Consider the following 22,972-nt stretch of genomic DNA (forward strand, 5'->3'; position numbering starts at 1 on the left):
GGTCTAACGGATCCGAATATTATTTTTTCATGTACAAAGAACGAGCTCGACGCAATTCGCGAGGGCCTTTATTATCGAGCGATCGAAGAGAGGGAAAACCTCGTCGAGCTTGCTTTCAATCTTCGCTATACCTTGAACGCTAAAAAGGTGGACTTTGGCAAGTTGAGCAAGAAGAAGGATCGTGAGAAGGTCCGTCGATTATTCAGACAACGCGAAGAGCGCGGAAGCTCTCAAGGTATGTTCGAGAAGATCGAGCGTCTTAATGAACATTTCAGAAATAGATAGATAGGAGGTGGGGCGATGGCTTTTGATGGATCGATTGAAGCGATTATCGGTGCGGACTTAACCGGGTACGAAAAGGCGATGAGCGACGTCGTGAGTTCGACGCGTAAAGCATTTCAAAACGCGGCGCAGGAAGCGTCAAAGAGCGCAAATCAGATGATTCGTGAAGTCGGTCAGCTTATGAACCGGCTCGCAAACAGTAACCAAAATATCGGATCCAAGATCGGCCAAGGTTTGACTGGTGGATTTAAAATCGCCCTCGGAGAGTTACAGCGTATCTCTTCAAACATCGGCGCAAAATTACCCGACCCCATACGGAAAGCATTTACTCGCGTTTCGGCTGATATCAAGTCAGTTTTAGGAACGATGAAAAACGACGTTGCCACTCTTGGGGCTGGTATTAACTCGAAAATTAAAAAGGCTTTTGACTTTGATATTTCAAGCGCGATTAAATCGCCAAAGAGTGCTTTTGCTGAAATGGCAAACAGCGTCGACTCTATGGCAAGCCGGATCAGCTCCAAAGTCCATAGTATAGGATCGGTTTTTACTAATTCGGCAAACAATATGTCCGGATCGTATAAGACGGCCTTTGGTGCGATTGGGGACTCTATGGCACGGCTCGAAGCTCGGATTCAGTCAACGGCTGGAAACATTACGAGCGCGCTTGGTCAAAAGGTATTGAACCCGATCAACTCTTCGTGGTCCAGTATGTTTTCAAACTTGACCAGCAAGGCGAACAGCTTCGCGGATCGAGTTCAAAACTCTTTCGGTGGTAAGATCCTTTCTTCCGTCAACAATCTCGCGAGCAACGTAAGCGGACGACTCGGGAACGCGTTTCAGACGACAGGTCAAAAGGCAGTAGGAGCCTTGACTGGGATTGTAAACCATACAAATCAAGCGGCGAGCGCGTCAACTAACCTAGTGAAGCAGGTTTTAGGTGTGGCTGCTGCTTATAAACTCTTTGATCTTGGTAAACAAGCAATCAAGAGCACTGTTTCAAAGGCTGCTGAGTTTGAAGCCAAAATGAGTAACATTAAGGCCGTAACGGGTGAGAGCGCGGAGACGATGAAGAAATTCAACGACGCCGCTATTAAAGCCGGAGCAGATACAGCCTTCAGCGCCGCGGACGCCGCGGACGCAATCGGCGAGCTTGCCAAAGCCGGGGTATCGACGAAAGATATCCTAAACGGTGGGCTTACCGCGTCCCTTAACTTGGCCACGGCTGGGGAATTGGACTTGAAAGAAGCGGCTGAGATCACGTCGACAGCGCTAAACGCGTTTAAACGTGACGGAATGACAGCCACACAAGCGGCAAACCAACTCGCGGGAGCTGCTAACGCGTCAGCGACAGACGTTCACGAGTTGAAATATGGTCTTTCAATGGTCGCTCCGGTAGCGTCTGGGCTTGGTTTATCGTTCCGCGATACCACAAACGCCCTCGCAGTCTTTGCTCAAAACGGACTTAAGGGCTCCGACGCCGGAACGTCTCTTAAAACTATGCTTATGAATCTGCAACCGCAGACGAAAGCACAAACGAACATGATGAAAGAACTCGGTATCATTACGGCCGACGGCTCGAACCAGTTCTTTACGGCAGAAGGTAAGATCAAGTCATTCGCTGAGATCTCGCAAGTATTGAAAGATCGACTCGGTGGACTTACCGACGCAGAAAAACAAATGGCCTTGAAAACCATGTTCGGTACCGACGCGGTGCGGGCCGCTACTATCGCGATGAACGAGGGAGCAGACGGCGCTAACAATATGCAAGCAGCTATTGACAAAGTAAGCGCTGCTCAAGTAGCGGCTGAAAAGCTCAACAACTTAAAAGGGGCCGTCGAGGCTTTGAGTGGATCTTGGGAAACACTTCAAATCCAAGTCGGAACGGCAGTCCTTCCAGTCCTTACGACGCTCGTCAAATGGATTGACAAGCTAGTTGATAAAATATCCAACTCGCAAGGGCTACAAAAATTTCTCGACGCTTTAAACTCGTTAAACCCGGCATTAGATCAGTTTTTAAACGGAACTAAAATGTCAGACGAGCAAGCGAATAAGTTTAAAAATACTATGCAAGCTGTCCAACCAGCCGTGACAGCCCTCATTGGTGCGTTTGCGTTTGGTCCAGCGGTGCGCGGACTAACTTCGCTTACTGGTGTTATGGGCATGGTCGCAAGTAAGACGCTGGCCCTTGGATCAGTCGCGTCAAGTGCATTTAGCACGGCCGGAGGCTTCATTTCGAGCTTCGCTGGTAAGGTCGCAGGTATTCCAGGCGCTCTTGGTGGAGCTGCTTCACAAGGCTTATCTGTCCTTAGTATGATGACAAGCGGGATCGCGTCCGTGATGGGAATCGCCCTCGCGTCAATCGGTCCGGCTGCTATTTTGGGGCTTGTCCTCGCTGGTCTTGGTCTGATTAACCAACAATTCGGGCAACAGATCGATCAGTTGATTACCTTGGTAACGACTAAAGGGCCGATGATTATTCAAAACCTTGTAAACGGGATCACTAGTCAATTACCGAGTCTTATTGCTTCGGGTGCTGATCTGGTGGCCAAACTCGCGCAAGGTTTTGCGACAATGTTCCCAGTGATCGTTGACGCTGGGGTTCAGTTGATCGGTAGCCTCGTTCAAGGTGTGGGACAAAATGCAGGATCGTTGATCTCGTCCGCGGTAACTATTATCGGGACTTTGGTTAACAGCTTACTTTCAGCATTGCCACAATTGCTCTCTATTGGTATGCAGTTACTTCTCAGTATTACGCAAGGGATCTTGCAAAACTTGCCACAGATCCTTACAACAGCGCAACAGATTGTGACGAATTTCATTACAAACATTCAAGCGCAATTCCCACAGATCCTCGAGCAAGGTATTCAAATCTTGATGAATATCGTAAATGGTATCGTTCAAGCCTTACCGACAATCATCGAGATCGCGACACAAGTCATTGTCGGGTTTATGCAAACGATCTTGTCAAACTTACCAACGATCTTGCAAGGTGGTATTCAATTAATTGTGACGCTTGTCCAAGGAATCATTAGTTCGTTGCCACAGATCGCACAAAGCGCGGTACAGATTATCGGCCAGATGATCCGTGGATTTGCTCAAGCCTTGCCACAACTTCTTATGGCTGGGGTTCAATTAGTCGTACAGCTCGCACTTGCGATCGTTAAAGGCTTGCCAAATATTGTTTCGGCTGCTTGGGAGATCGTTAAGGGCTTCGGTGAAGCCTTACTTAATTTCATTCCTAACGCTTTGAAAGCCGTCGCGGACGCTATCGGGAATTTCTTCGGGGGGATCTGGGACTGGATCACTGGTAAGTCGGACGAAGGCGGTAAGAAAACCGAAGAATCGATCAATAACACAGCGGAACATATCAAGACGAAGAGCTCGGAAACGACGACACAGTTAAGTACCGACGCTTCAACCGCTAGTACCAACGTGTCGACGTCTTACGACCAGATGAGCGCGAACACGATCGCGTCAACGTCAAATATGAGCCTTGGCGTTACGGCTAATATGTCTCAAATGTCCACAAATGCGATGGACAGCACAACTCAGTTGCAACAGACAGCCTCGACTAACTTCGGACAGTTGAATACTAACGGGACTATGAATATGCAACAGCTTGCAGCGAACGCGGACGCGTCATTTAACCAGATGAACGCAAACGCACTCGCACAGACTGGCCAGATGAATACAGGCGTAACGACTAATATCGGTCAGTTAAACGCGAACGCAAGTAACGAGTTAAACCAATTGATGAATAATGCGAACGCGAGCACGACGGGAGTCAACACGGCTGCAACCACAAACGCGCAACAAGCGAGCGCGAACGTTGTAAGCAACTTCCAACAAATGCAAACGGGAGCAACGAATGCTACAAATGCGATGGCGATTAGTGCTCAGACAGATTTTGATAAGATGGCCCAACAGGCCGAGCAATCAAGCTCTAAAATGTCGCAATCTATCACGACGAATTATCAAAATATGCAAAAGACTGTCACAAGCGCGATGAACGCGACAGCCCAAGCAGTCCAAGCTGGCCTCAATAAGATCTCGCAGGTGAGCTCTTCAGCCGGTAAGCAGTTGGAAAGCTCGTTTAGATCGACGTTCCAAAGCGTGACAAATAGCGCGAAAAGCGGTATGCACGCGTTTACTAGCGTCATGCAATCAAGTATGACTCAAGCGGTATCTCTTGCTAGTTCGTCTTGTGAACAGATTTCGGCTTCGTTTAGTTATCTCCCGGCATTGCTTCAAATGGTCGGATTTAACGCGGGCATGGGTCTATATAACGGGCTTGCTTCGATGGCCGGTTCGTTGTACGATCTCGCCTATAGTATCGCTTCAAATATCGCTTCGATCATGAGTTCAGCTCTTGATATTCACTCGCCGTCCCGGGTTATGAAGAAAATCGGGGGCTTCACGGGTGAAGGTCTTTATATTGGTATGAAAGATTGGGTGTCGGATATAAACGGCATGGCCCGCCAGTATGCCCAAGCGATCACGGATCAAGACTATCAGACCAATAGCGTATTGACCACAAGCGCGAGCGTGACAAGTTCGGGCGTTCGTTCGTCCCTTGAGGACTTGAGCGATGAGGTCAAAAATTCGCAACTTTCGAACCAAAAATTCGAAGTACATAACGAGATTGTGGGAGATAAGATCTACACCACGATAAAGGAAAAAGACGCGAGAGAAAAGGCGCTAGACGCTTATTTCGCGTAAGGGGGAACGATGGACTTATTAATTGAAAAAGACGGCCAAAGCCAGAAATTATCTGGCCTTGGCCTTTACAATATCACGGTCGAAGATTCGTCCCCGGCCGTGGAATTATCAAGGCGTACCGTTAAGGGGCGCAATGGTTATATTTTCGACGGTCTAACCTATACAGAAAAGAAAATCTCAGTCACAGCTAGGCTTTCAGCGGGCTCTATGGAGGACTTTTTAAACAAAAAAGACGAATTGACTCGCTGGGTCTTGGGTGACGATAGCTTTTATATTACAAAGTTGTACCAAAACGTCACTAATATTTACGACTTTCAGACTCCGGGCCAAACGACGGGCGATCTAAACCTTGCCCAGTTACCACACAATAACTGGAAATATCGTTATAACGTTGTGGGCGATGGTCAAATCGAGTTTGACTTTATCGGCAATTCGGAAGCTGGAATCAAATACAATGTTTCGTTTTCATTCGTGACAGTGGAGCTTCCGTATGGTGAAACGGTCCCACGGGATCTCGCGCTTTCAGCGAACAGCTTCCCATACAACGGCACGGCCCCGCTCAGTCAGCTAGAAGTCCCGTTCGTCGTGGAGTTGACCGCAAACGCTGATAATACTAGTTTTTTTCTTGAGATCGATGGCCGTCGGTTCACTTACCAGCATACAGAAACGCCTTTAAGATCGGGCCAAAAGCTTCTTCTAAAAGGAGTTGAGACGGCGATCTATCAAGGACCAACGACACAAGATCTAAACGTCAATAACCGGACGAATTACGAGTATTTCGTTATTAGGCCAAAGCCTAACCGTTCGGTCAATTGGTTTACTAATTTCAAGGGGACTGTTAAGATCCTCGGATTTAAAGAGCTTTATCGCTAGAGAGGAGGTGGACTATTGATTACTTTTTACGACGAAACAGGCAAAGGATACGGAGCCCAAGTCGAGTTGAAAACAAAAAACGCAGTAAATGGCGAGCGATCTATTTCGGGAACGATTGTATCTAATAAGCAAGTTCTTTCGCGTTTAGATCGTGGGTGGAGCTTTACCTTCGATGGCGAACTTTATAAGATCATTTACGCGAAGCCGAAAGATGAAGGCCAAAATATTTCGCTATCGTTTGACGCGGTCCACCAATTCTTTTACGATTTCGAGCACTCAAATTGTTATAAAGAGTTTAACGGCTCGAATCGCTTCGAAGTTTATATCGAGGCGATCTTTAAAGATAGCGGCTATCGGTATGTGATCGAAGCAGAAGCGAAGGCGATCCGAAAGGAGAATTTCGGGAACGCGAGCCGGTTGAAAATGTTTAAAGAGATCATTAAAGAAGCTGGTCTCGAATTTTCGGTTACTGGGAAGGTCGTTCGAATTTTGAAAAAAGTCGGGACTGATCTTTCGACAGTTGTCCGAAAAAACTTCAACATGAACGAGCTCACGATCGAAAAAAATATCGGTGGTTTTATCACTTATAAGAAGGGCTTCGGTGCGTGGAAGGACGAAAAAAACCACGACATGGGCCGATATACCTCGGAATATGAGAGCCCGCTTGCTCGGATCTATGGCCGGATCGAGGGCGAACCCGTAACAGATGAACGTTACAAAGAAACAGGTAAGCTCTTAGAACGGCTAAAGAAAGAAGTCGACGAATCCTATTCGATCTCAGTCCAGCTTGACATGGAAGATCTCACGCAAGCAGGATATAAGTACACACGGCCCCGCGCTGGTGACTATATCATGGCTATTAACGAGACGATTGAGTTCCGTGAAAAGATCCGTATCGTGTCTTACGAGAGCAGCTACGACGTCACAGGCCGGCTATTGTCCCACAAGGTGACGTGTAACGATATTGGAACCGTCCAGAAAGCGATCACGTCGGAAGGCTCGATCATGCGAAGCGTGTCCGAGTCTAAAGAGTACGCTGAAGGGGCTCTTGAGGTAGCTACACGGGCGCTTGTTTCGGCAAACGGTAAGAATACCAACTATTACGGGGCCACAAAGCCCAAGGACGAGCCACGAGGGACGTTACACGAAGGCGATCTCTTATACTTGACTGTCGGAGAAGAAACGGAACTCTATTATTGGAGTGGGACGGAATGGCTCCCGAAAATTCTCAAAGTTGACACGTCGAAGATTGAAAAAATAGTCAATGACGCCCAAGTCACAACGAATCAAGCAATCGCACAAGCGAACGCCAAGGCAGAAGAAGCCCTCAAGAAAGCCGGCACATTGCCAGACACTAGCAAGCTATCTGACCAGATCAAGCAACAGATTTTAAGTAGCCCAGACTTGCAGAATAAGGTAACCGAGGGTGTCAAGAGCGTTGACGGTGACACGATCTATAGTAAGATCGTTGCAAAACTCTCTAATGATTTCGCCGATAAAAATACGGTAAACGGTCTGCTTAGAGACACCAGCAACATTTACGATAAAGTAGACCAACAAGAATCGTCGATCAGAAAACAAACCCTCGAATTTAACAAGCTAACCGAATCTAACAAAATTTTTGAACGGATCCTTGGTACGTCCGAAACAGGCGCACCAGATAAACTATCACGGCTTGTTATGTCTAGCGAGATATTCCAGACAGAAGTCGGGAAGTATTCGACCGCGGGTGGCCCGAATATGCTTCGAAATTCGAGGGCAGACGATGGGCTGAATTATTGGACAGAAGAAAACGGTCGCTTGAGTTTTACGGCTCACGAGTTTTACTTTAATGGACAAAAGCGAATGTTTCTGCTTTCAAGCGGTGCAGTCGTAAAAAGCCCACGCTTCCTTGTCAAACGAAATACAAATTATATGCTTAATTTGACAGCGTTCGACGCGAATACAAAGTATTTTAGTATTGTATTTAGGAAGCGAAAAAAAGGTTCTACGAGAGATTTCGAGGATTTTCAACTCATTTTTCAAAAAACCGAATCACCAGCTTTTGACAGTACACGAGCTATCAAGAAATCATTCAGTTTTAATACTGGGAATTTTGACGAGGGCTACTTGGCGTTCTTTTATGACGGCAACTTTAGCGGTTGGTCTGGTCTATTTATGACTGAGCTTGATTTATACGAGGGCTCTAGCGATCGCTTATGGCAACCGAGCCCAGACGATAGTCTGGGGCCACTAGAAGCCGTAAGAACACAAATGAGCCTGCTTGCTGGATCATGGGCAGTTAAAAACCTAAACAGCAACGGTGACGTACTCAACTCAATCAACTTGCTTGCAAATGGTACGAACCGAATAGACGGACGGTTGACACATATCACAGGTCAGACCGTGATCGACGAAGCAGTGATCGACGGTGCAGCTATTAAGTCTTTAACCGCTAATAAGATTTCTGGTGGTGAGGCTGATTTTTCAACGTTTAGGGCGGTAAATTTTGACGCTGGGGCGATTAACACAGGGACTCTTCGTGGTATTAATATTCGAGGTGTCACACTTGGAAGTATTGACGAGTCGTTTATGATTGATACCCCAAAAAATGAGATTAGATTCGACAATCACACGCTATTAACGTTTTATAACAAAAACGACGGGACAGTCTCAATGATCGGAAGTGGTGACCGAGCGTCGAATACTAAAGGCTCCGGTCTTTTGATAGGTGTTGATATCGATTCGGCGACAGCGACCAGATTGAAGAACCAACAAAACAACCGTGATTTGTGGACGGCACGCACAGGGACAGCCACATCAATTTTAATGGGGACACGGGCAAACGGCCGAGGAGTGATCGAACAACTCACGACTGGCGAAGTAAGTCTCGGTATCTCCGAAGTCAAAACCTCGACAGCTCCACAGACCTATATCAAGATTGGTGATATCAATAATAGATATTACACTAGTAAAATCTCAATGCTTGCTGATTTCTTGAATGTCGATCTTAACGAACGCTTGATTCTTAATACTAAAGCGATCAAGGGGACGTGGCAAGGCGATACAGTTATCGAGAGTTACGGTTTGTTCAGTATGGACGTTCGAGAGGGCGTAACAATGAATGGCCACCGAAAAGGGTTCATAAGTACCGAAGTTGTCGGAGCGAAACAAGTAACCACTGATTCAGTCCGTACTGATAGCATTGATATAACAAAAGATATTACTTTCAAAAATAGGAATTTGGCAACTTCTTTTAACGCCTTAGTGGATTTCGTCGTCGCCGTCGCAAGACACGCCGGCTGGACCAACATCGGCAATTATAAGATTTAGAAAGGCAATAGATGAACACAGTAGATAAAATCGTAAGCGAACTCTCGCAGACGCTCGCAAACGCGATCGTAGAAGCCTCAAAATACAAGGTCTTATACGAGGAAGTAAGCGAGGAATACAAACGCGTAAACGAGCTTTTGAGCAAATTTAACGACGTTTTGGATAGCGATAAAGATCTTAAAGATCTTTTTGATGAAGCAGCACAAAAGCTAGAAAAGGAATAAAAAAACATGGAATTTAAAATCATTAACAAATACTTGCAAGAAGAAGGACGCACCTTCGTTTCAATTCGCCAAGAAGCCCCGTATACAGCTTTCGCCCGTGTTTTGATTGGTGATCGTACCAACGAATCAGACGAAGTGCTGATCCAAGCTGTACTTGGACAAGTTGCGACCGAATTCAATCCGGCCGAGGGCGTTAAGAAGTTACAAGAAGACTTACACGTCCAAGCCCAAGAGTACGAAGCTAAACTGGCCAAGAAAGACGAAGAGATCCAAAAGGTAAAAGACGTGGCAGAATGGAGCGTACTCGCTCGCGTTACTGACGTCGATCGTCCGCTTGATCCTACAGTCTTTAAACGTGGCCTTGAGCTTGTCGACCTTGGTAAAGTTGGGGCAACCTATCCAGCACAAGCGATCTTCGCAATTGAGGATCCAAACCATACCGAAAAATACAGCGAAGGTAAGCGCGTGATGGTCCAAGTGACTGAACCGTTTACTTACAACGGCGAAACGTTGGAACAGCTCGAATCATTGCACCAGAACGGAAAGATCGGTATCTGGAAATGGAGCGAGCCAAAACCAGAAGATCCAAAACCAGCGGGAGATCTTGAAACTCAACCCGTCCAGTAAGCTAGTAGCTTGATAGGGGGTGGTGAAATTGGACCTATTGGCACTAGTGGACAAGCTGACTCCCGTTTTAGTCGTGATTATTCCAAGTTACTTTTCATTCAAGAGCACCAAAACCACTAAAGAAGCTGACAAACGTCTTGAGGGTCTATCTAACAAGATAGACACCCTCGAGAAGTCAGTCTCAAATGTGGAAGAAATCGGAAAAGATAACAATAAGAATCTGACTATTATCGGGAAAGGCTTACAACGGCTTCAACGCTTTCGATTGCAGGAGAATTTGAAGAACGCACTCAAACGCGGACACACTAACCAGCATGAGATTGAGGAGCTATCGAAATTATACGAGAGTTACGTCGAATTAGGCGGAAACGGGGCTATTAAAGTGTTATTTGAGCGCTTTTTGGAATTAGAAATAAAAGAGGATAAATAAAATGAATCAAATCACAAGCATTATCACATCATCGGCTATGAGCATTTTAGTTGTATTGACTGGGATCGTGGTACAAGCGATCAAAAAATACTTGCTCATGCGCGGAGGCAAGAAAGCGATCGAGATCGTTGAGATCTTGGCTAAAAACGCAGTAAACGCTACAGAGCAGGTCGCTGATAAATTGGATATTCACGGCAAGGATAAACTCGAGCACGCTAAAACTAGCTTGATCGAGGGTCTTGAATCTCAAAATATCCACTTGACGAATCAAGAACTCAATACTTTTATTGAAGCAGCGGTCAAAAAAGCTAACGACGAATGGAAGAAATAGAGAGGTCAAACATGAGTGTACAACAATCTATTGTAAACGGATTTATTAGTCGTCGTGGGCTGATTACCTATTCAATGCTCGGAAGCCGTAACGGTTCAGACGGCACTGGGGATTGCTCCGGTATCATGTCGCAAGTTTTGAAAGAAGCCGGAATCAATATCATCGGCTTACCGTCAACGGTAACTCTTGGCCAACAACTCGCAAACAATGGCTTCTACCGCGTAAGTATCAATCAAGACTGGGACGCACAATCGGCCGATATTATTCTAATGAGCTGGGGTGCTGATATGTCAAGTTCAGGCGGTGCTGGTGGACACGTCGGAGTCATGATTGATGATACATACTTCATTTCTTGCGATTACTCAACGCAAGGCGCACCCGGACAAGCTATTAACACTTACCCTTGGAACGACTACTACGGTTGGAATAAACCGGCTTATATCGAGGTTTGGCGTTATGCTAACACAGCACCTCAAACCAATAACCAAGCAAGCACAGCCGTACAACCAAAAGACAAGGCCTTTTATCAAGCAAACGAGGTTAAATATATCCATGGTATCTGGCAAATCAAATGCGACTATCTCGCGCCCGTTGGGTTCGATTGGCTCGAGAACGGTATTCCGGTATCAATGGTAAACTGGGTTGATGAGAATGGAAACAACTTGCCAGACGGAGCTGATAAAGACTTAAAAGCTGGTATGTACTTTAGCTTTGAACTCGACGAAGCCCATATCGCAGATACGGGCAAAGGTGGCTACTATGGTGGCTATTACTGGCGTCTTTTTGAGTTCGGGCAATTCGGACCAGTTTGGCTGTCGTGCTGGGACAAAGACGATCTAGTCAATTATTATGAATGAGGGGTGATTGAATGAATCGCTCAAACTGTACCAATTTAAAGCAGTTTGAGGGTGGCCGGGTCGTTAAACAAGGCGACTCGGCTTCCCTTTTTGGTTTTGCAATGTACGACGAGAGATGGACTCCGATCGATCTTGAGGGGCAGGAAGCTACAGTCCACTTTACGAGCAAGAAGGGCAAAGCGTCCTTTTCGACGACTGTCCAAGGCTCAAAGGTATTGTTTAAGATTCCAAAAGTGCTTCCCGTTGAAAGTTATCTTGTCGAGGTGGTGTGCGGTGGGTACGTCTTCCCAAGCGATCAGAACGTCCGGGTCGATGTTATCCAGTCCGCGGACGAATACACAAGCGAGCAAGTCCTTGCACTTGTCAAAAACGACGTCAAGGAAGAAATCGACAAGTATATTTCAGCGCACCCGAACGGTCCACAGTCGGAAGAACTCCCTGACCTTACCGTACTATATAATCTAGCTAAAATTTGAAGGAGAAACGAATGACAACTTTAAACACAGAAAATTTTAAATCTTTAGTCCGTGCCATCGGTACTGACGTGAAAGAAATCAAAGCCACGGTTGCTACCAAGGCAGATAAGTCTGAAATTGGCCAAGGTGGGATCACACAGCAACAATTGGATAACGCTATTCAAGGAGTGAAAACGGCAATCCTTGGCGAAGGCGTGCCGGAAGAGCTGGACACTTTGAAAGAAATCGCTGAAAAAATCAGCGCTGGCGGAACCTCAGATAGTGCGATTGTCCAAAAATTGACTGAATTGGGTCAGAAATTTACTGATCTAGAAAATACCAATTTCTTACAGATTTATAACGACGCGAAGCAAGTCCTCTAAGGAGGTGAAGCATGGATAATTTAAAACAAGTTATCGAAAAGATTGGCCGTGATGTCGGGAATTTTGAGAATAATTACATAAAAACAAGTGTTGCATACAAATTATTCCCAAAGTATGCAGAGCTACAGATTCAAATAGCCCAAAACATACAAAACAAGCACCGTGAAATAGGTCTGGACGCTCTTATTGATGAAAAACTGAAAAACGGTGGAGATCCATTTGTCACGACTTCGAAGCTACCAACAATTGACACTACACAACTTGCAAGCAAAAATGATCTGGAAGAGTTAAAGCGCTCAGTCGGTGCTGGAAGCGGTGGCAGTACAGAACTAAAAGGCCAAGGCTTTCCGTATGAGTTAAATGCGGACATCGGAGTAACCTATATTGACACCACAGCCAAAAACGGTGCATTCAAATGGATCAAAAAACGCGCAGGCGCTGGCCGTGCCAATTGGGTTGTTCTCGCTGGTGACACAGGGCGAGTTCGGGCTAAAAATATTCAGTCAGCGCTTGGTGCTTCGTTTATGGAATTCCGGAGAATCAACTCAACGGTGGAAATCAATTTCGGTGGCCTCTCTTGGGGCTGGTTCGGTATCAAGAGACGAGGCGCTGCAGGATACGTCCCACAAGGATCTGACCGTGAGCGCAACGTGGTTATTATAAACGTTAATGGTATTCCTGTTGGTTTTCGTCCAATTGGGTCTAAAATTGGTATGATTACCAACGACAAGGGGCAACGGCTTGGCACTTGGTATCTAGGCGGTCCGGGGGATAACAATCAATTCCGATTGCAATTTGACGATCCGGTGCCAACAAATCGAGATATCGAAGATATCCGCTTCTCCAGCGTGATATATACCACAGACGACCCGTGGCCAGAGACTTTATAATACATAAACACATAAGACACACACCCTCCCAATTCGGGAGGGCTTTTTTGCGTTTATAACGGCAATTTTCCAGATTGTCTATTATAACGGCAATAAAAAAAGCCCTCGGGCTCGTTCTCTCAATTATGCGGGCAATGAATACGATTTTGAATACGACTTTTTTAAATCAATGAAAAATAACGAAAACGATAATTTTCTAAAATACGCGAATTTATAACTAATAGCAACGTATAGTGCAACGATAGAAACAAATTTTGGATTGTGGTAGAATAGAGTCAACAAAGAGCTATCCTCACCAACAGTGTGATCGATACTAGAAAAGAGGATTCTGATGACAAGAAAAATTGGTATTATTGGTTTGGGGCATGTGGGTGCGACCTTGGCCCACAGCATGATTTTGAAACACACCTGTGATCATTTGGTTTTGATTGATACCAATGAGAAAAAGGTCAAGGCAGACGCCTTGGATTTCTGTGATACAGTTGCCAATACCGGGTATCCGGTTCATATCACGGTCAATGACTACGCGGCTTTAAAAGATGCGGATGTCGTAGTGTCGACTCTTGGAAATATCGAGTTGCAGGCTAATAACACTGATGACCGTTTTGCAGAGCTTCCCTTTTCCAGCAAGCAAGTGGTGCAAGTAGCGCGTGATTTGAAAGCTTCTGGCTTTAGTGGTGTTTTGCTAGTGGTGACCAATCCGGTCGATGCGGTCACTCAACTCTATCAACAATATACCGGCCTTCCAAAAGAGCAGGTGATTGGGACAGGGACCTTACTGGACACAGCTCGAATGAAGCGTGCAGTCGCTGATCGTTTGCAGGTTTCTCCTGCTAGTGTATCAGGTTACAACCTCGGTGAGCACGGAAATTCTCAATTTGTCGCTTGGAGTCAGGTCCGTGTCAAAGGACATGCCATTACCGATCTCTTCTCTCAAGAAGAGCTTGACGCCATCAACTACGAGTCCTTGCGAGGCGGCCACACGGTTTTCTTTGGCAAATTCTATACCAATTTTGGGATTGCAGCAGCAGCCCAACGCCTGGCAGAAGCTGTGATCAATGATAGCCACGAGGAAATGCCTGTGTCTAACTATCGTCCAGAATATGGAACCTATCTTGGCTACCCAGCAATTGTAGGTCGAAAAGGAATTCTTGAACGATTGGACTTGCATTTGACAGAAGAAGAAAAAGAAAAATTGCTCCATTCAGCCGAAACTATCAAAGAAAATACACGAAAAGGATTGGAGCATGCATAAAAGCAAAGAGAGTGGGACAGAAATCGGTAATTCGTTAGAATTCGATTTCGTCGTCCCACCTCCGCACAGTTGAGTAGGGCTGTAAAAGCTGATGAAATCAGCGTAGTAGAGCCCACTCAACCACTGCGTCTTGCTCGACAATCCAAAAATAATTGAGAGGCTAGGACTTTTGTCCCAGCCTCTTTTTCTGCAATTTTTTCGAATGGTATAAGTGAGGGGATTCCCTACACGAAATCATTGGAGGTTGCTATGAAGAAACGACACGAGTATGTATCGCCCACCTTGGATTTAATGGCAAAAAAGATTTTTAGTCTGCCGGATGTGACAGCCAAATTCATCCGCGAAGTATTGGATCTGCCAGTAGAGTCCGTTGAGATCTTAGAAGGAGACCAGATCCATGAGCAGGGGTTTTTAGGAGATCTTCCTTTTGAAACATCCGTTGATGTGAGAGCAAGACTAGATAGTGGGCTTGAAGTGATCATTGAGATTCAAGTTTTGAAGCAAGAGTATTTCTTGAATCGTTTTCACTATTATTTAGCCAATCAACTGGTAGAAAATGTCCAACGCAAGCGAAAGAAAGGGGCGACCCATTCTATGTACCAGGAGCTGGAGCCGGTCTATGGGATCGCTATCCTGGAGCGAAGTATTTTTCCTCATTTAGATTCACCTGTCAATGTCTATGAAATGCGCCATACAGTAGATGGGACACCTCTTTATAGCTCTCGAAAGGATGGAGTAGCGCACAATATGTTAAAGGTTGCCTTTTTAGAGTTGGATAAGTATAATGAAAGTAGAGATACGGAGTTGAATGCTCACTGGAGACAATGGCTTGAATTCTTTGGCAATCGCCCATTCAGTCATCAACCAGATCAAGTGATCGAGCAGGCAGAATCACTCCTGATCCCATCAAATTGGACAAGGGAGGAAAAAGAAATGATTGATGAACGGATTCGTATCAGAGAAAATTGGGAAATGAGCATGGATACCTTTCGGAAAGAACAACTGGAAGCCGGTTTTCAGAAAGGGTTGAAACAAGGTCTCGAACAAGGACTCGAACAAGGTCTCGAACAAGGTCTTGAACAGGGACTCGAACAAGGTCTCGAACAGGGACTCGAGTGTGGTCTTGAACAAGGTCTCGAGCGTGGTCTTGAACAGGGATTGGAACAAGGCAGACAAGAAGGCATGGAGTTGGGAGTTCAAGCTGGTCAGCAGTCTCTGATTCAAAAACTATCTTTGAAGGGGATGAGTATCGAGATGATTGCTGAAATGACGGATTTATCCAGCGAATCCATCAAAAAAATGTTGGCTACGGATTCGTCTGACGAGGAGTAGTAGCGTGAACAGAATTTTGGGAACAATGAAACTTCGAGAATTACCTTGCTGAGAAAAAAGTAGTTCTAAAATGGATTGTAAAGATCGTCAGGAGTTCGTTATTTTTGGATCTTGATCCTCTACAGATTTATACGGTTATGATTTATTGAAGGTTGGAAACTTTTATCCAACCTTTTTTTCTCACTCCTCTTGCTCCTCACCTAGTGAACTGGAATAGAAGTTTAAAAATACGAGTTGTAATCCTTGACATTACATTGTGATCCTGTATAATAGCTATTGTAATAAATAATCTTACAACAGAAAGAGGAAGCAACTATGAAAAACATTTTATTTATTGTCGGATCCCTTCGTCAAGGATCTTTTAACCACCAAATGGCTAAGAAAGCAGAAAGCCTTCTTGAAGGAAAAGCAACAGTGACTTACTTGGACTACAAAGACATCCCAATGATGAACCAAGATTTGGAAACGCCAACCTTACCAGCAGTGCAAGCAGCGCGTGATGCAGTCCTTGCTGCGGATGCCATCTGGATCTTCTCGCCAGTCTATAACTTTGCTATTCCAGGTGTAGTGAAAAACCTGATCGACTGGCTTAGCCGTGCCCTTGACCTGTCAGAAACTCGTGGTCCATCTGCCCTTCAAGATAAGATCGTAACGGTTTCTTCAGTAGCCAATGCCGGACACGAACCAATGTTTGCGGCATACCAAGCGCTTTTGCCTTTCGTTCGGACTCAAGTGGTTGGAGAGTTTACTGGAACAACCGTTAACCCAGAAGCCTGGGAAACAGGTGAATTAGTCTTGACAGATGAAGAGGTCGCAGGACTGGAAAAACAAGCACAAGCCTTATTAGAAGCATAAGAAAAGCTGAGACAGAAGTCTCAGCTTTTTAGATACTAAAGAGTTGTCCGAAGAAGTAAGTCACACCCATGGTGAGAAGGCCAATGATGAGGTTGCGAAGCATGGCTGGCTTGGTTGGTGCTTTTCCCAGTTTTGCACTGGTATAGCCAGTGAAGATCAAGGATAGTCCAACAACGAAGACCGTCACCGGGATGCGATAGGCAGTTGGAAAGAGAATAATAGAGAGCATTGGAGGAAGGGAACCAACCGAAAAAGCAAGAAAGCTAGATGCAGCAGCATGCCAAGGATTGGTAAACTCCTCATATTCGATACCATATTTCTCTTCGACTAGGGCTTTGAGGGGATGTTTCAGAAAGGCCCGTTCTGTCAAAATCTTTGCGGAAGTTTCGCATTCTCCATTTTGAAGATAAGCGTGGTAGAGAGATTCTCTCGCTAACTTTGGATCGCGATCCAACAAGGCTTGTTCGCGGTTCACAGCGGCTTCTTCCGTGTCTTTTTGTGTGGAAACAGAAACATACTCACCACCCGCCATCGAAAAGGCACCTGCCAGAATCGCCGACAAGCCAGATAGGAAAATGATCCAGATGTTTGGTGTGGCACTGGCCACCCCAATCACCACCCCAGCAATAGAAATAATCCCATCATTGGCCCCGAGAACCGCGGCTCTCAAGATATTCAATCGATCGCTAAATGATTCATCTACTCCATGTTTCATTTCAGTCATACAATGTCTCCTTTATCTTATTTAGAATGATTATAAATAAAATACAAAAAGAAAGCAAGGATTTTAACTCAAATGATAAAAGTTCGACAATTTAATGAAATTTAAGTTATAATCTTTGGCATTGCAAGCAAAAAGAAAGAATAGGTCATACGCCTATTCTAGCAAGATTTATTTAGCAGAAGTGACTTTACCTTTGAGGATACTGATGGCATTGTCACACGGGTCAGAAAAGGATAACAAAAAAACAGCAAATTGCTGTTTTCTGATGAGAAAAATTAATTCGTATCTTGTTCTTTCCCAACAACCCAAAATAAGAGAAGGAGTTGGAAGATGCCCAAGGCAAATAAGACCATAAAACCGTTGCGACTTCCTTTAGCAGTGGCTTGAGTAAAGTCCATCTTTTGATTAGCTTGGCTCATGGCAACAATCAGCGAAGCCAGGGTTGTTCCGACAGCGCCTGCAAATTGTTGCAGGGTGTTAAAGATCGCGTTCGCATCGGGTTGCTCTTCCAGAGAGAGTTGTTTTTGTCCGTTGGTCATGATATTGCCAAAGGCAAGCCCCATACCGGTCATGAAGATCATGTAAAAGATGAGAATCAAGCCATTTGTCAGCTTCAGAGCAAAAAGGGTGAAGTGGAAATGGGCTAGAAGGATTAAAGCAGCTCCAAGGAGAATCGGTTTGCGAGCGCCCAACTTATCTAGAATGAGACCGGAGAAAGGAGCAAAGCCAGCTCCGATGATGGCTCCTGGAAGCAGCATCAAAGCTGCAAGTGTGGTGTTAGAGTGGTTGACCAACTGGATATAATTGGGCAAGAGGAAACTCATGGCCAGAGAACCTAATTGGAAAGTGAAAAAGGCAAGAACATGGCCAGTGAGGAGATGGTTCTTTAAGATGGCAAGGTTGATAATGGGATTCTCCAACTGATTGGACCGCCAGACTAAGAGAACGAGTCCCAAGAACCCAATCACCAGCCAACCAAGGACAGAAAAACTAAAGAAAGCATGGTCAGAGAGACCGTGAATGCCTAGAATCAAGCCTAAAAATGATGCAATAATGGCGAGAAGGCTCATGATATCAAGGGTTTCTCGTTTGACTTTACTGATTTGCTCAATGGAGCGAAGTCCTGCAACTAGCGAAGCTAGAAGGATCGGGAATTGAACCAAAAAGATGGAGCGCCAGCCGAAGTTAGCTGTCAAGAGACCACCGACAGTAGGACCAATGGCGGGAGCGATAGCTGTAATCAGGGTCCCCACTCCCATCATGAGACCGATCTTGCGTTTTGGGACCTGCTCTAAAATGATATTAAACATCAGAGGAAGGGCAAAACCAACCCCCATTCCTTGGACCAATCGACCCAAGACCACAAAGCCAAAACTTGGAGCTAGGAAGTCAATGAGAACACCTAAAACAGATAGGAGATTTCCAACTAAAAAGATGGACTTCATTTTGAAAGAGCGCTTGAGGTAGGCAGATAAGGGGACCACACAGGCAACTACTAGAAGATAGATGGTGGTGACCCACTGAACGGTTGCGGTATTGATTTCAAATTCCTTCATCAATATTGGGAAGGTGATATTCATGGCAGTTTCTCCAGCAACCCCGCAAAAAGAAAGGATCCCCGTCGCAAAGATTGCAAACAGGACCTTGGCTGAAATTTTATCTTGTGACATCGGTGTCTGATTCCTCCTAAATCTTCCTAAAGATATGGACTATGGTATAAAAATCATGGTTACGATCTGATTTTCCGTTAGCTCCAATCGCTAGGAGCATAGCAAGGCTGACGTTAACATGATTCATCGTTTTGTTAGCTAACAAATAGTATAGAGGAAATGAAGACCCCTGTCAAAGAGTTTTTGAAAAGTTTTGAAAATTTTAACAGCATTCTCAACTGATGACGTCTCTACAAACGAAAGGAAAGGCTCGCCAGTATGGTATAATAAGAAGAAAGTAAGCAACGTGAATAAGTCAATCAACTCGAACAGGAGGCCCCATGACCAAGTATTTAGTCCAGAAGTTTTTCTGGTTACGAGAAAAAAGTTTGATTCAAATTTCCCAGAAGACCCTGGTTTCCTTATTTCCTTTTTTCCTATTTTCTGGAATCATTCGGGTGATCGCTCTATCAGTCTTTTCCGATCGAGGCTATATCCATCAGCTCTTTTCGATGGATAGCTGGTTGCCGTGGGATCAAGCTATTAGTCAAGTCCTTATCAATTTTTCCAACTTTCTAGGAGGTCTAGCTGGGCCTTTAGTGACCTACTTCGCTGGAAAATATACAGCTGGACACTATGGTAGAAGTACAGGGACAGCTGGAGTGACAGCTCTTTTGGTCAGTCTAATTGTAGGCTCTCAGGAATTGTTGGTGGGCCCCCTCCATGACGGGCAACTGACGCGTATCAACTTACCTGCGACGACCAATATCGTCTTAGCGATTTTTTTAGGCTATCTAATCGGGCAGATCTTTCGTCTATCCAAGGCCAGTGACGACCAGATTGTGGACAAGGATTTCATCTATCAACCCAAGACGGTGCGTCCCATTTTCTTATCCTTAGTTCTAGGGGTCAGCCTCAATCTTCTTGTGGTTCTTGGGAACCAATTTAATATTTTTCAGACTATCCGACAGTTCTTGGCTTCTCTAACGGTAAGCAGTCATCATCTGCTGTCCACCTTTGTCATGGGACTCTTTAGTGGACTATCTGCTTGGTTTGGTAATAGTCAAGCCTTTGCCTTGAACTCAATTGCGGATGATAACTTTGCTTTGGAAAATCTCACCTACGCTGTGACACATCATACAACGGCAGGCATTCCTCATCTCTATACCTTGACCAATTTGTACCGCAGTTTTGGCATGGTAGCTGGAATTGGTGCAGTTCTAGCCTTATTGGTGGCGATCTTGCTGGTTTCACGAAGTCAAAAGGACAAGAAAGTTAGTCTCCTCAGCATTTTTCCAAGTCTCTTTAACAATGGGGCTTCATTCATGGTAGGGATACCGGTCCTTCTCAATCTACTTTATGTGATTCCTTTCTTATTGATCCCTTTGGCGAATATGGCGATAGCAGCTGTAGCTTTGTGCTTCAAACTGATGCCGGCAGCTGTCTATCCAGTGCCAGACGGGACTCCTAGCCTTCTCTATGCCTTTATTGGGACAGGAGGAAGTCTGAGGGCTTTAGCTGTCAGTATACTTTGTTTTGCCGTCGATGTGCTCCTTTATCTACCATTTGTCCGTATGGGAAATCGTATCCGAAAAGATTTAAAAGTGAAAGGAGAAAGCGATGAAGCAATCTAAAAAAATAGCCATCGTCCTCACTTTAGTCAGTATTTTCTTGATCGCTTTAGCCATTCCTTCTTATAGCTGGACTCGGACCAATGTTTCAAAAATCGAGAAATTTTATAATTCAAAATTGTCTCCCATCATCATGATCCCGGGAAGCTCTGCGACAGAGAACCGCTTTGATGGCTTGGTGACCAAGCTCAACCAAGGTCGCCAAGGAACCAAACACAGCCTGCTCAAGGTCAAAGTTTGGAATGATGGGCATATCACCTATAGTGGTAGTATTGATGCCAAGGACAATGAACCAGTAATTGTGGTTGGTTTTGAAAACAACAAAGATGGCTATAGCAACATTAAAAAGCAAGCCAAACTCTTTAATCAAGCCTTCGAAGCTCTTCAAGAAAAATACAATTTTAATAATTTTAAGGGTTTAGGTCATTCCAACGGTGGCTTGATTTATACAGCCTTTATTGAAAATTATCTGGGGGATTATGATATAGATCTCAAGACCCTCATGACCATCGGGACTCCTTACAATTTCACGGAGACCAATATCAAAAATAAATCTGAGATGTTGGCCGATTTTATCAAGGGAAAAGAAGCCATCCCGACAACCCTTCATATGTATTCAGTTGCAGGGACCATTACCTATGATTCAGATGAGTTGGTCCCAGATGCCAGTGTTTCTGCTGGGAAGTATATCTACCAAAACCAAGCAGCTAGCTATACGGAGATTACGGTGACGGGGGAAGATGCACAGCACTCGGACCTTCCAACCAATGATGAGGTAGTTGCCTTGGTGAAAGAGCATATTGAAAGTCAAACGGATCGTCGAGCCAAACCGAATAAAATAAACTAAGTGTGAAGAAGGGATTCCTTCCTCACCTTTTTTTTAGTATAATGAAGATCAGTATGAAAATAAGGGAGACTATAGGAAATCAGATGAAAAGAAAACAATGGGTGCAGTTAGGATTAGTAGCTTCAAGTACGCTCTTGTTAACAGGATGTTACCAGAGATACCAACGCCAGTCCAGTCCCAAAAAAGAGGCTGCAACGAGCCAGACTTCAGCAAAGAAACAAGCGAAAAAAGCAGATAACAAACAATTATACCAGTATGTTTTTTCAGACTACCAAAAGATTTTTGCCACTTCAAAAGATTTAGATGCCATTTCCAAATTGAATGATGCATTAGCTAAAGAAGATCGGATGATCAATAGCTGGGTGATCGAGACTATCATCAATCAGCCAGAAGCTGTTCGCTATGCCTTTAAGGACTTAAATAACGATGGGGTAGATGAGATGATCATCGCCAATCAGCAGACCGATGGAAGCTACTTTGTGACAGGAGTTTATTACCTCAAGGACCAAAAACCGACTCTGCTAGCTGAAGGTTTCGTCGCTGGACACGGTGGAGCGCGCAATGCGACGACCCTCTATCAGGGAGGAGAAGTCTTAGAAGTCAGCTGGATGTCAGGAACTGGCCGTGGGGTAGCTGTGCTTTCACGGATAGAAAAGACGCCTCAAGCTGCGACCAAAGTCCAGGAAGAAGAAGTCCAAGTACCTGGTTCAGATCTGAATAGCCTCTTTGGAAAATCGGATGAGAATAAACTGGATCTCAAGGCTTTTGACTGGCAAACTTTTGACAGCGCATCATCAGCGGGAAATAGCCAAAGCCAGGAAAAAACGCCTTGGAATGCTGAAAAATCAGCAAAATTAGCAGAATTTATGAAGACCTGGGGCGAAAAGATGGGCCAACCCAACTATCAAAAAGGCATCGCTGGCGGTGATGTAGGACCAGACAACCTCTATACTCTAGGGGAAAATAGTAAGATGGATGCCATTTATACAGATACCGGTCAGGGAAATGCAAAATACCGCATCGTGGAACGCTATAGCAATTGGGACAAGTATCCAGATGTGCATAGTTATTTCTTTGCTATTACAGATACAGGAGAAGGCATTGTCTTTCATTCTCCAACGACCAATGGAGGAAAGATGTATCTAAAACCAACGGACAACAAGGAACTTCAAGAAGAATTTACACAGTTACTTCATCAATAAAAAGAAGAATAAACCAGAAAAGGACTGTTTTTCTGGTTTTGTTTATTCAAAGAATGAATAAAAATGCAACAAAAGAAGTAATTTTTAGGATATA

General features: G+C 44.9%; 19 protein-coding genes. 17 read left to right on the forward strand and 2 right to left on the reverse strand.

The window, feature by feature from the left end:
* Positions 1–300: 300 nt before the first annotated feature.
* The 14 genes from LPB220_RS10965 to LPB220_RS03795 all read left to right on the forward strand — a co-directional run bounded on the left by LPB220_RS10965 (position 301) and on the right by LPB220_RS03795 (position 16,825).
* Complete coding sequence (locus LPB220_RS10965; protein WP_150905632.1) at positions 301–5,001, forward strand: phage tail tape measure protein; 4,701 nt, start codon at positions 301–303, stop codon at positions 4,999–5,001.
* A gap of 9 nt (positions 5,002–5,010) precedes the next feature.
* The gene (locus LPB220_RS03730) at positions 5,011–5,874 is read left to right on the forward strand and encodes a phage tail domain-containing protein (protein WP_150905633.1); all 864 of its coding nucleotides are present in this window, start codon (positions 5,011–5,013) and stop codon (positions 5,872–5,874) included.
* Positions 5,875–5,889: 15 nt separating this feature from the next.
* Positions 5,890–9,186, forward strand: a complete 3,297-nt coding sequence (locus LPB220_RS03735; RefSeq protein ID WP_150905635.1) for a phage tail protein — start codon at positions 5,890–5,892, stop codon at positions 9,184–9,186.
* A gap of 11 nt (positions 9,187–9,197) precedes the next feature.
* Complete coding sequence (locus LPB220_RS03740; protein WP_150905636.1) at positions 9,198–9,410, forward strand: hypothetical protein; 213 nt, start codon at positions 9,198–9,200, stop codon at positions 9,408–9,410.
* Between the two features lie 6 nt (positions 9,411–9,416).
* On the forward strand, positions 9,417–10,037 hold the full coding sequence (locus LPB220_RS03745) for a hypothetical protein (protein WP_150905638.1): 621 nt from the start codon (positions 9,417–9,419) through the stop codon (positions 10,035–10,037).
* 22 nt (positions 10,038–10,059) lie between these two features.
* Positions 10,060–10,467 (forward strand): hypothetical protein, encoded by a 408-nt coding sequence (locus LPB220_RS03750; protein ID WP_225305925.1) that lies wholly within the window; start codon positions 10,060–10,062, stop codon positions 10,465–10,467.
* A 1-nt stretch (position 10,468) separates the two neighbouring features.
* Entirely contained in the window at positions 10,469–10,798 is a 330-nt protein-coding gene (locus tag LPB220_RS03755; protein ID WP_150905639.1) for a phage holin, read from the forward strand.
* 11 nt (positions 10,799–10,809) lie between these two features.
* Positions 10,810–11,655: a lytic exoenzyme target recognition domain-containing protein gene (locus LPB220_RS03760; RefSeq protein WP_150905641.1), complete on the forward strand. Its 846-nt coding sequence runs from the start codon at positions 10,810–10,812 to the stop codon at positions 11,653–11,655.
* Between the two features lie 11 nt (positions 11,656–11,666).
* Entirely contained in the window at positions 11,667–12,131 is a 465-nt protein-coding gene (locus LPB220_RS03765; protein ID WP_150905643.1) for a hypothetical protein, read from the forward strand.
* Between the two features lie 11 nt (positions 12,132–12,142).
* The gene (locus LPB220_RS03770; protein WP_150905644.1) at positions 12,143–12,493 is read left to right on the forward strand and encodes a hypothetical protein; all 351 of its coding nucleotides are present in this window, start codon (positions 12,143–12,145) and stop codon (positions 12,491–12,493) included.
* An 11-nt stretch (positions 12,494–12,504) separates the two neighbouring features.
* Complete coding sequence (locus tag LPB220_RS03775; RefSeq protein ID WP_150905646.1) at positions 12,505–13,383, forward strand: hypothetical protein; 879 nt, start codon at positions 12,505–12,507, stop codon at positions 13,381–13,383.
* Between the two features lie 331 nt (positions 13,384–13,714).
* Positions 13,715–14,638, forward strand: a complete 924-nt coding sequence (locus tag LPB220_RS03780) for an L-lactate dehydrogenase (RefSeq protein WP_003006122.1) — start codon at positions 13,715–13,717, stop codon at positions 14,636–14,638.
* 249 nt (positions 14,639–14,887) lie between these two features.
* Complete coding sequence (locus LPB220_RS03790; RefSeq protein WP_150905648.1) at positions 14,888–15,970, forward strand: PD-(D/E)XK nuclease family transposase; 1,083 nt, start codon at positions 14,888–14,890, stop codon at positions 15,968–15,970.
* A 315-nt stretch (positions 15,971–16,285) separates the two neighbouring features.
* Positions 16,286–16,825, forward strand: coding sequence for an NADPH-dependent FMN reductase (locus tag LPB220_RS03795; RefSeq protein ID WP_023917521.1), 540 nt, complete (start codon positions 16,286–16,288; stop codon positions 16,823–16,825).
* A 28-nt stretch (positions 16,826–16,853) separates the two neighbouring features.
* On the opposite strand, the gene LPB220_RS03800 is transcribed toward LPB220_RS03795, so the two are convergent.
* Together LPB220_RS03800 and LPB220_RS03805 are read right to left on the reverse strand one after the other, a co-directional pair.
* Positions 16,854–17,549 carry a VIT family protein gene (locus LPB220_RS03800; RefSeq protein ID WP_023917522.1) on the reverse strand — a complete coding sequence of 232 codons (696 nt, stop codon included), beginning with the start codon at positions 17,547–17,549 and terminating at the stop codon, positions 16,854–16,856.
* A gap of 275 nt (positions 17,550–17,824) precedes the next feature.
* Complete coding sequence (locus tag LPB220_RS03805; RefSeq protein ID WP_023917523.1) at positions 17,825–19,219, reverse strand: MFS transporter; 1,395 nt, start codon at positions 19,217–19,219, stop codon at positions 17,825–17,827.
* Between the two features lie 320 nt (positions 19,220–19,539).
* On the opposite strand from LPB220_RS03805, the gene LPB220_RS03810 reads away from it, so the two are divergent.
* From LPB220_RS03810 to LPB220_RS03820, 3 genes are all read left to right on the forward strand, one after another.
* On the forward strand, positions 19,540–20,832 hold the full coding sequence (locus LPB220_RS03810; RefSeq protein ID WP_150905650.1) for a PTS transporter subunit EIIC: 1,293 nt from the start codon (positions 19,540–19,542) through the stop codon (positions 20,830–20,832).
* The gene (locus LPB220_RS03815) at positions 20,819–21,676 is read left to right on the forward strand and encodes an alpha/beta hydrolase (RefSeq protein ID WP_150905651.1); all 858 of its coding nucleotides are present in this window, start codon (positions 20,819–20,821) and stop codon (positions 21,674–21,676) included. Before LPB220_RS03810 ends, LPB220_RS03815 begins: the two co-directional genes overlap by 14 nt.
* An 83-nt stretch (positions 21,677–21,759) precedes the next feature.
* A complete protein-coding gene (locus LPB220_RS03820; RefSeq protein WP_150905653.1) occupies positions 21,760–22,878 on the forward strand; it encodes a DUF4767 domain-containing protein in 1,119 nt (372 codons plus the stop codon).
* Positions 22,879–22,972 lie beyond the last annotated feature (94 nt).

This window comes from Streptococcus sp. LPB0220 (assembly GCF_008727815.1).
Lineage (GTDB): Bacteria > Bacillota > Bacilli > Lactobacillales > Streptococcaceae > Streptococcus.

Coding starts and splice junctions, on each gene's coding strand:
- LPB220_RS03820 (WP_150905653.1), top strand. CDS start 21,760: ATGAAAAGAAAACAATGGGTGCAGTTAGGATTAGTAGCTTCAAGTACG.
- LPB220_RS03745 (WP_150905638.1), top strand. CDS start 9,417: ATGGAATTTAAAATCATTAACAAATACTTGCAAGAAGAAGGACGCACC.
- LPB220_RS03815 (WP_150905651.1), top strand. CDS start 20,819: ATGAAGCAATCTAAAAAAATAGCCATCGTCCTCACTTTAGTCAGTATT.
- LPB220_RS03730 (WP_150905633.1), top strand. CDS start 5,011: ATGGACTTATTAATTGAAAAAGACGGCCAAAGCCAGAAATTATCTGGC.
- LPB220_RS03795 (WP_023917521.1), top strand. CDS start 16,286: ATGAAAAACATTTTATTTATTGTCGGATCCCTTCGTCAAGGATCTTTT.
- LPB220_RS10965 (WP_150905632.1), top strand. CDS start 301: ATGGCTTTTGATGGATCGATTGAAGCGATTATCGGTGCGGACTTAACC.
- LPB220_RS03790 (WP_150905648.1), top strand. CDS start 14,888: ATGAAGAAACGACACGAGTATGTATCGCCCACCTTGGATTTAATGGCA.
- LPB220_RS03810 (WP_150905650.1), top strand. CDS start 19,540: ATGACCAAGTATTTAGTCCAGAAGTTTTTCTGGTTACGAGAAAAAAGT.
- LPB220_RS03765 (WP_150905643.1), top strand. CDS start 11,667: ATGAATCGCTCAAACTGTACCAATTTAAAGCAGTTTGAGGGTGGCCGG.
- LPB220_RS03770 (WP_150905644.1), top strand. CDS start 12,143: ATGACAACTTTAAACACAGAAAATTTTAAATCTTTAGTCCGTGCCATC.
- LPB220_RS03805 (WP_023917523.1), bottom strand. CDS start 19,219: ATGTCACAAGATAAAATTTCAGCCAAGGTCCTGTTTGCAATCTTTGCG.
- LPB220_RS03780 (WP_003006122.1), top strand. CDS start 13,715: ATGACAAGAAAAATTGGTATTATTGGTTTGGGGCATGTGGGTGCGACC.
- LPB220_RS03755 (WP_150905639.1), top strand. CDS start 10,469: ATGAATCAAATCACAAGCATTATCACATCATCGGCTATGAGCATTTTA.
- LPB220_RS03800 (WP_023917522.1), bottom strand. CDS start 17,549: ATGACTGAAATGAAACATGGAGTAGATGAATCATTTAGCGATCGATTG.
- LPB220_RS03760 (WP_150905641.1), top strand. CDS start 10,810: ATGAGTGTACAACAATCTATTGTAAACGGATTTATTAGTCGTCGTGGG.
- LPB220_RS03740 (WP_150905636.1), top strand. CDS start 9,198: ATGAACACAGTAGATAAAATCGTAAGCGAACTCTCGCAGACGCTCGCA.
- LPB220_RS03775 (WP_150905646.1), top strand. CDS start 12,505: ATGGATAATTTAAAACAAGTTATCGAAAAGATTGGCCGTGATGTCGGG.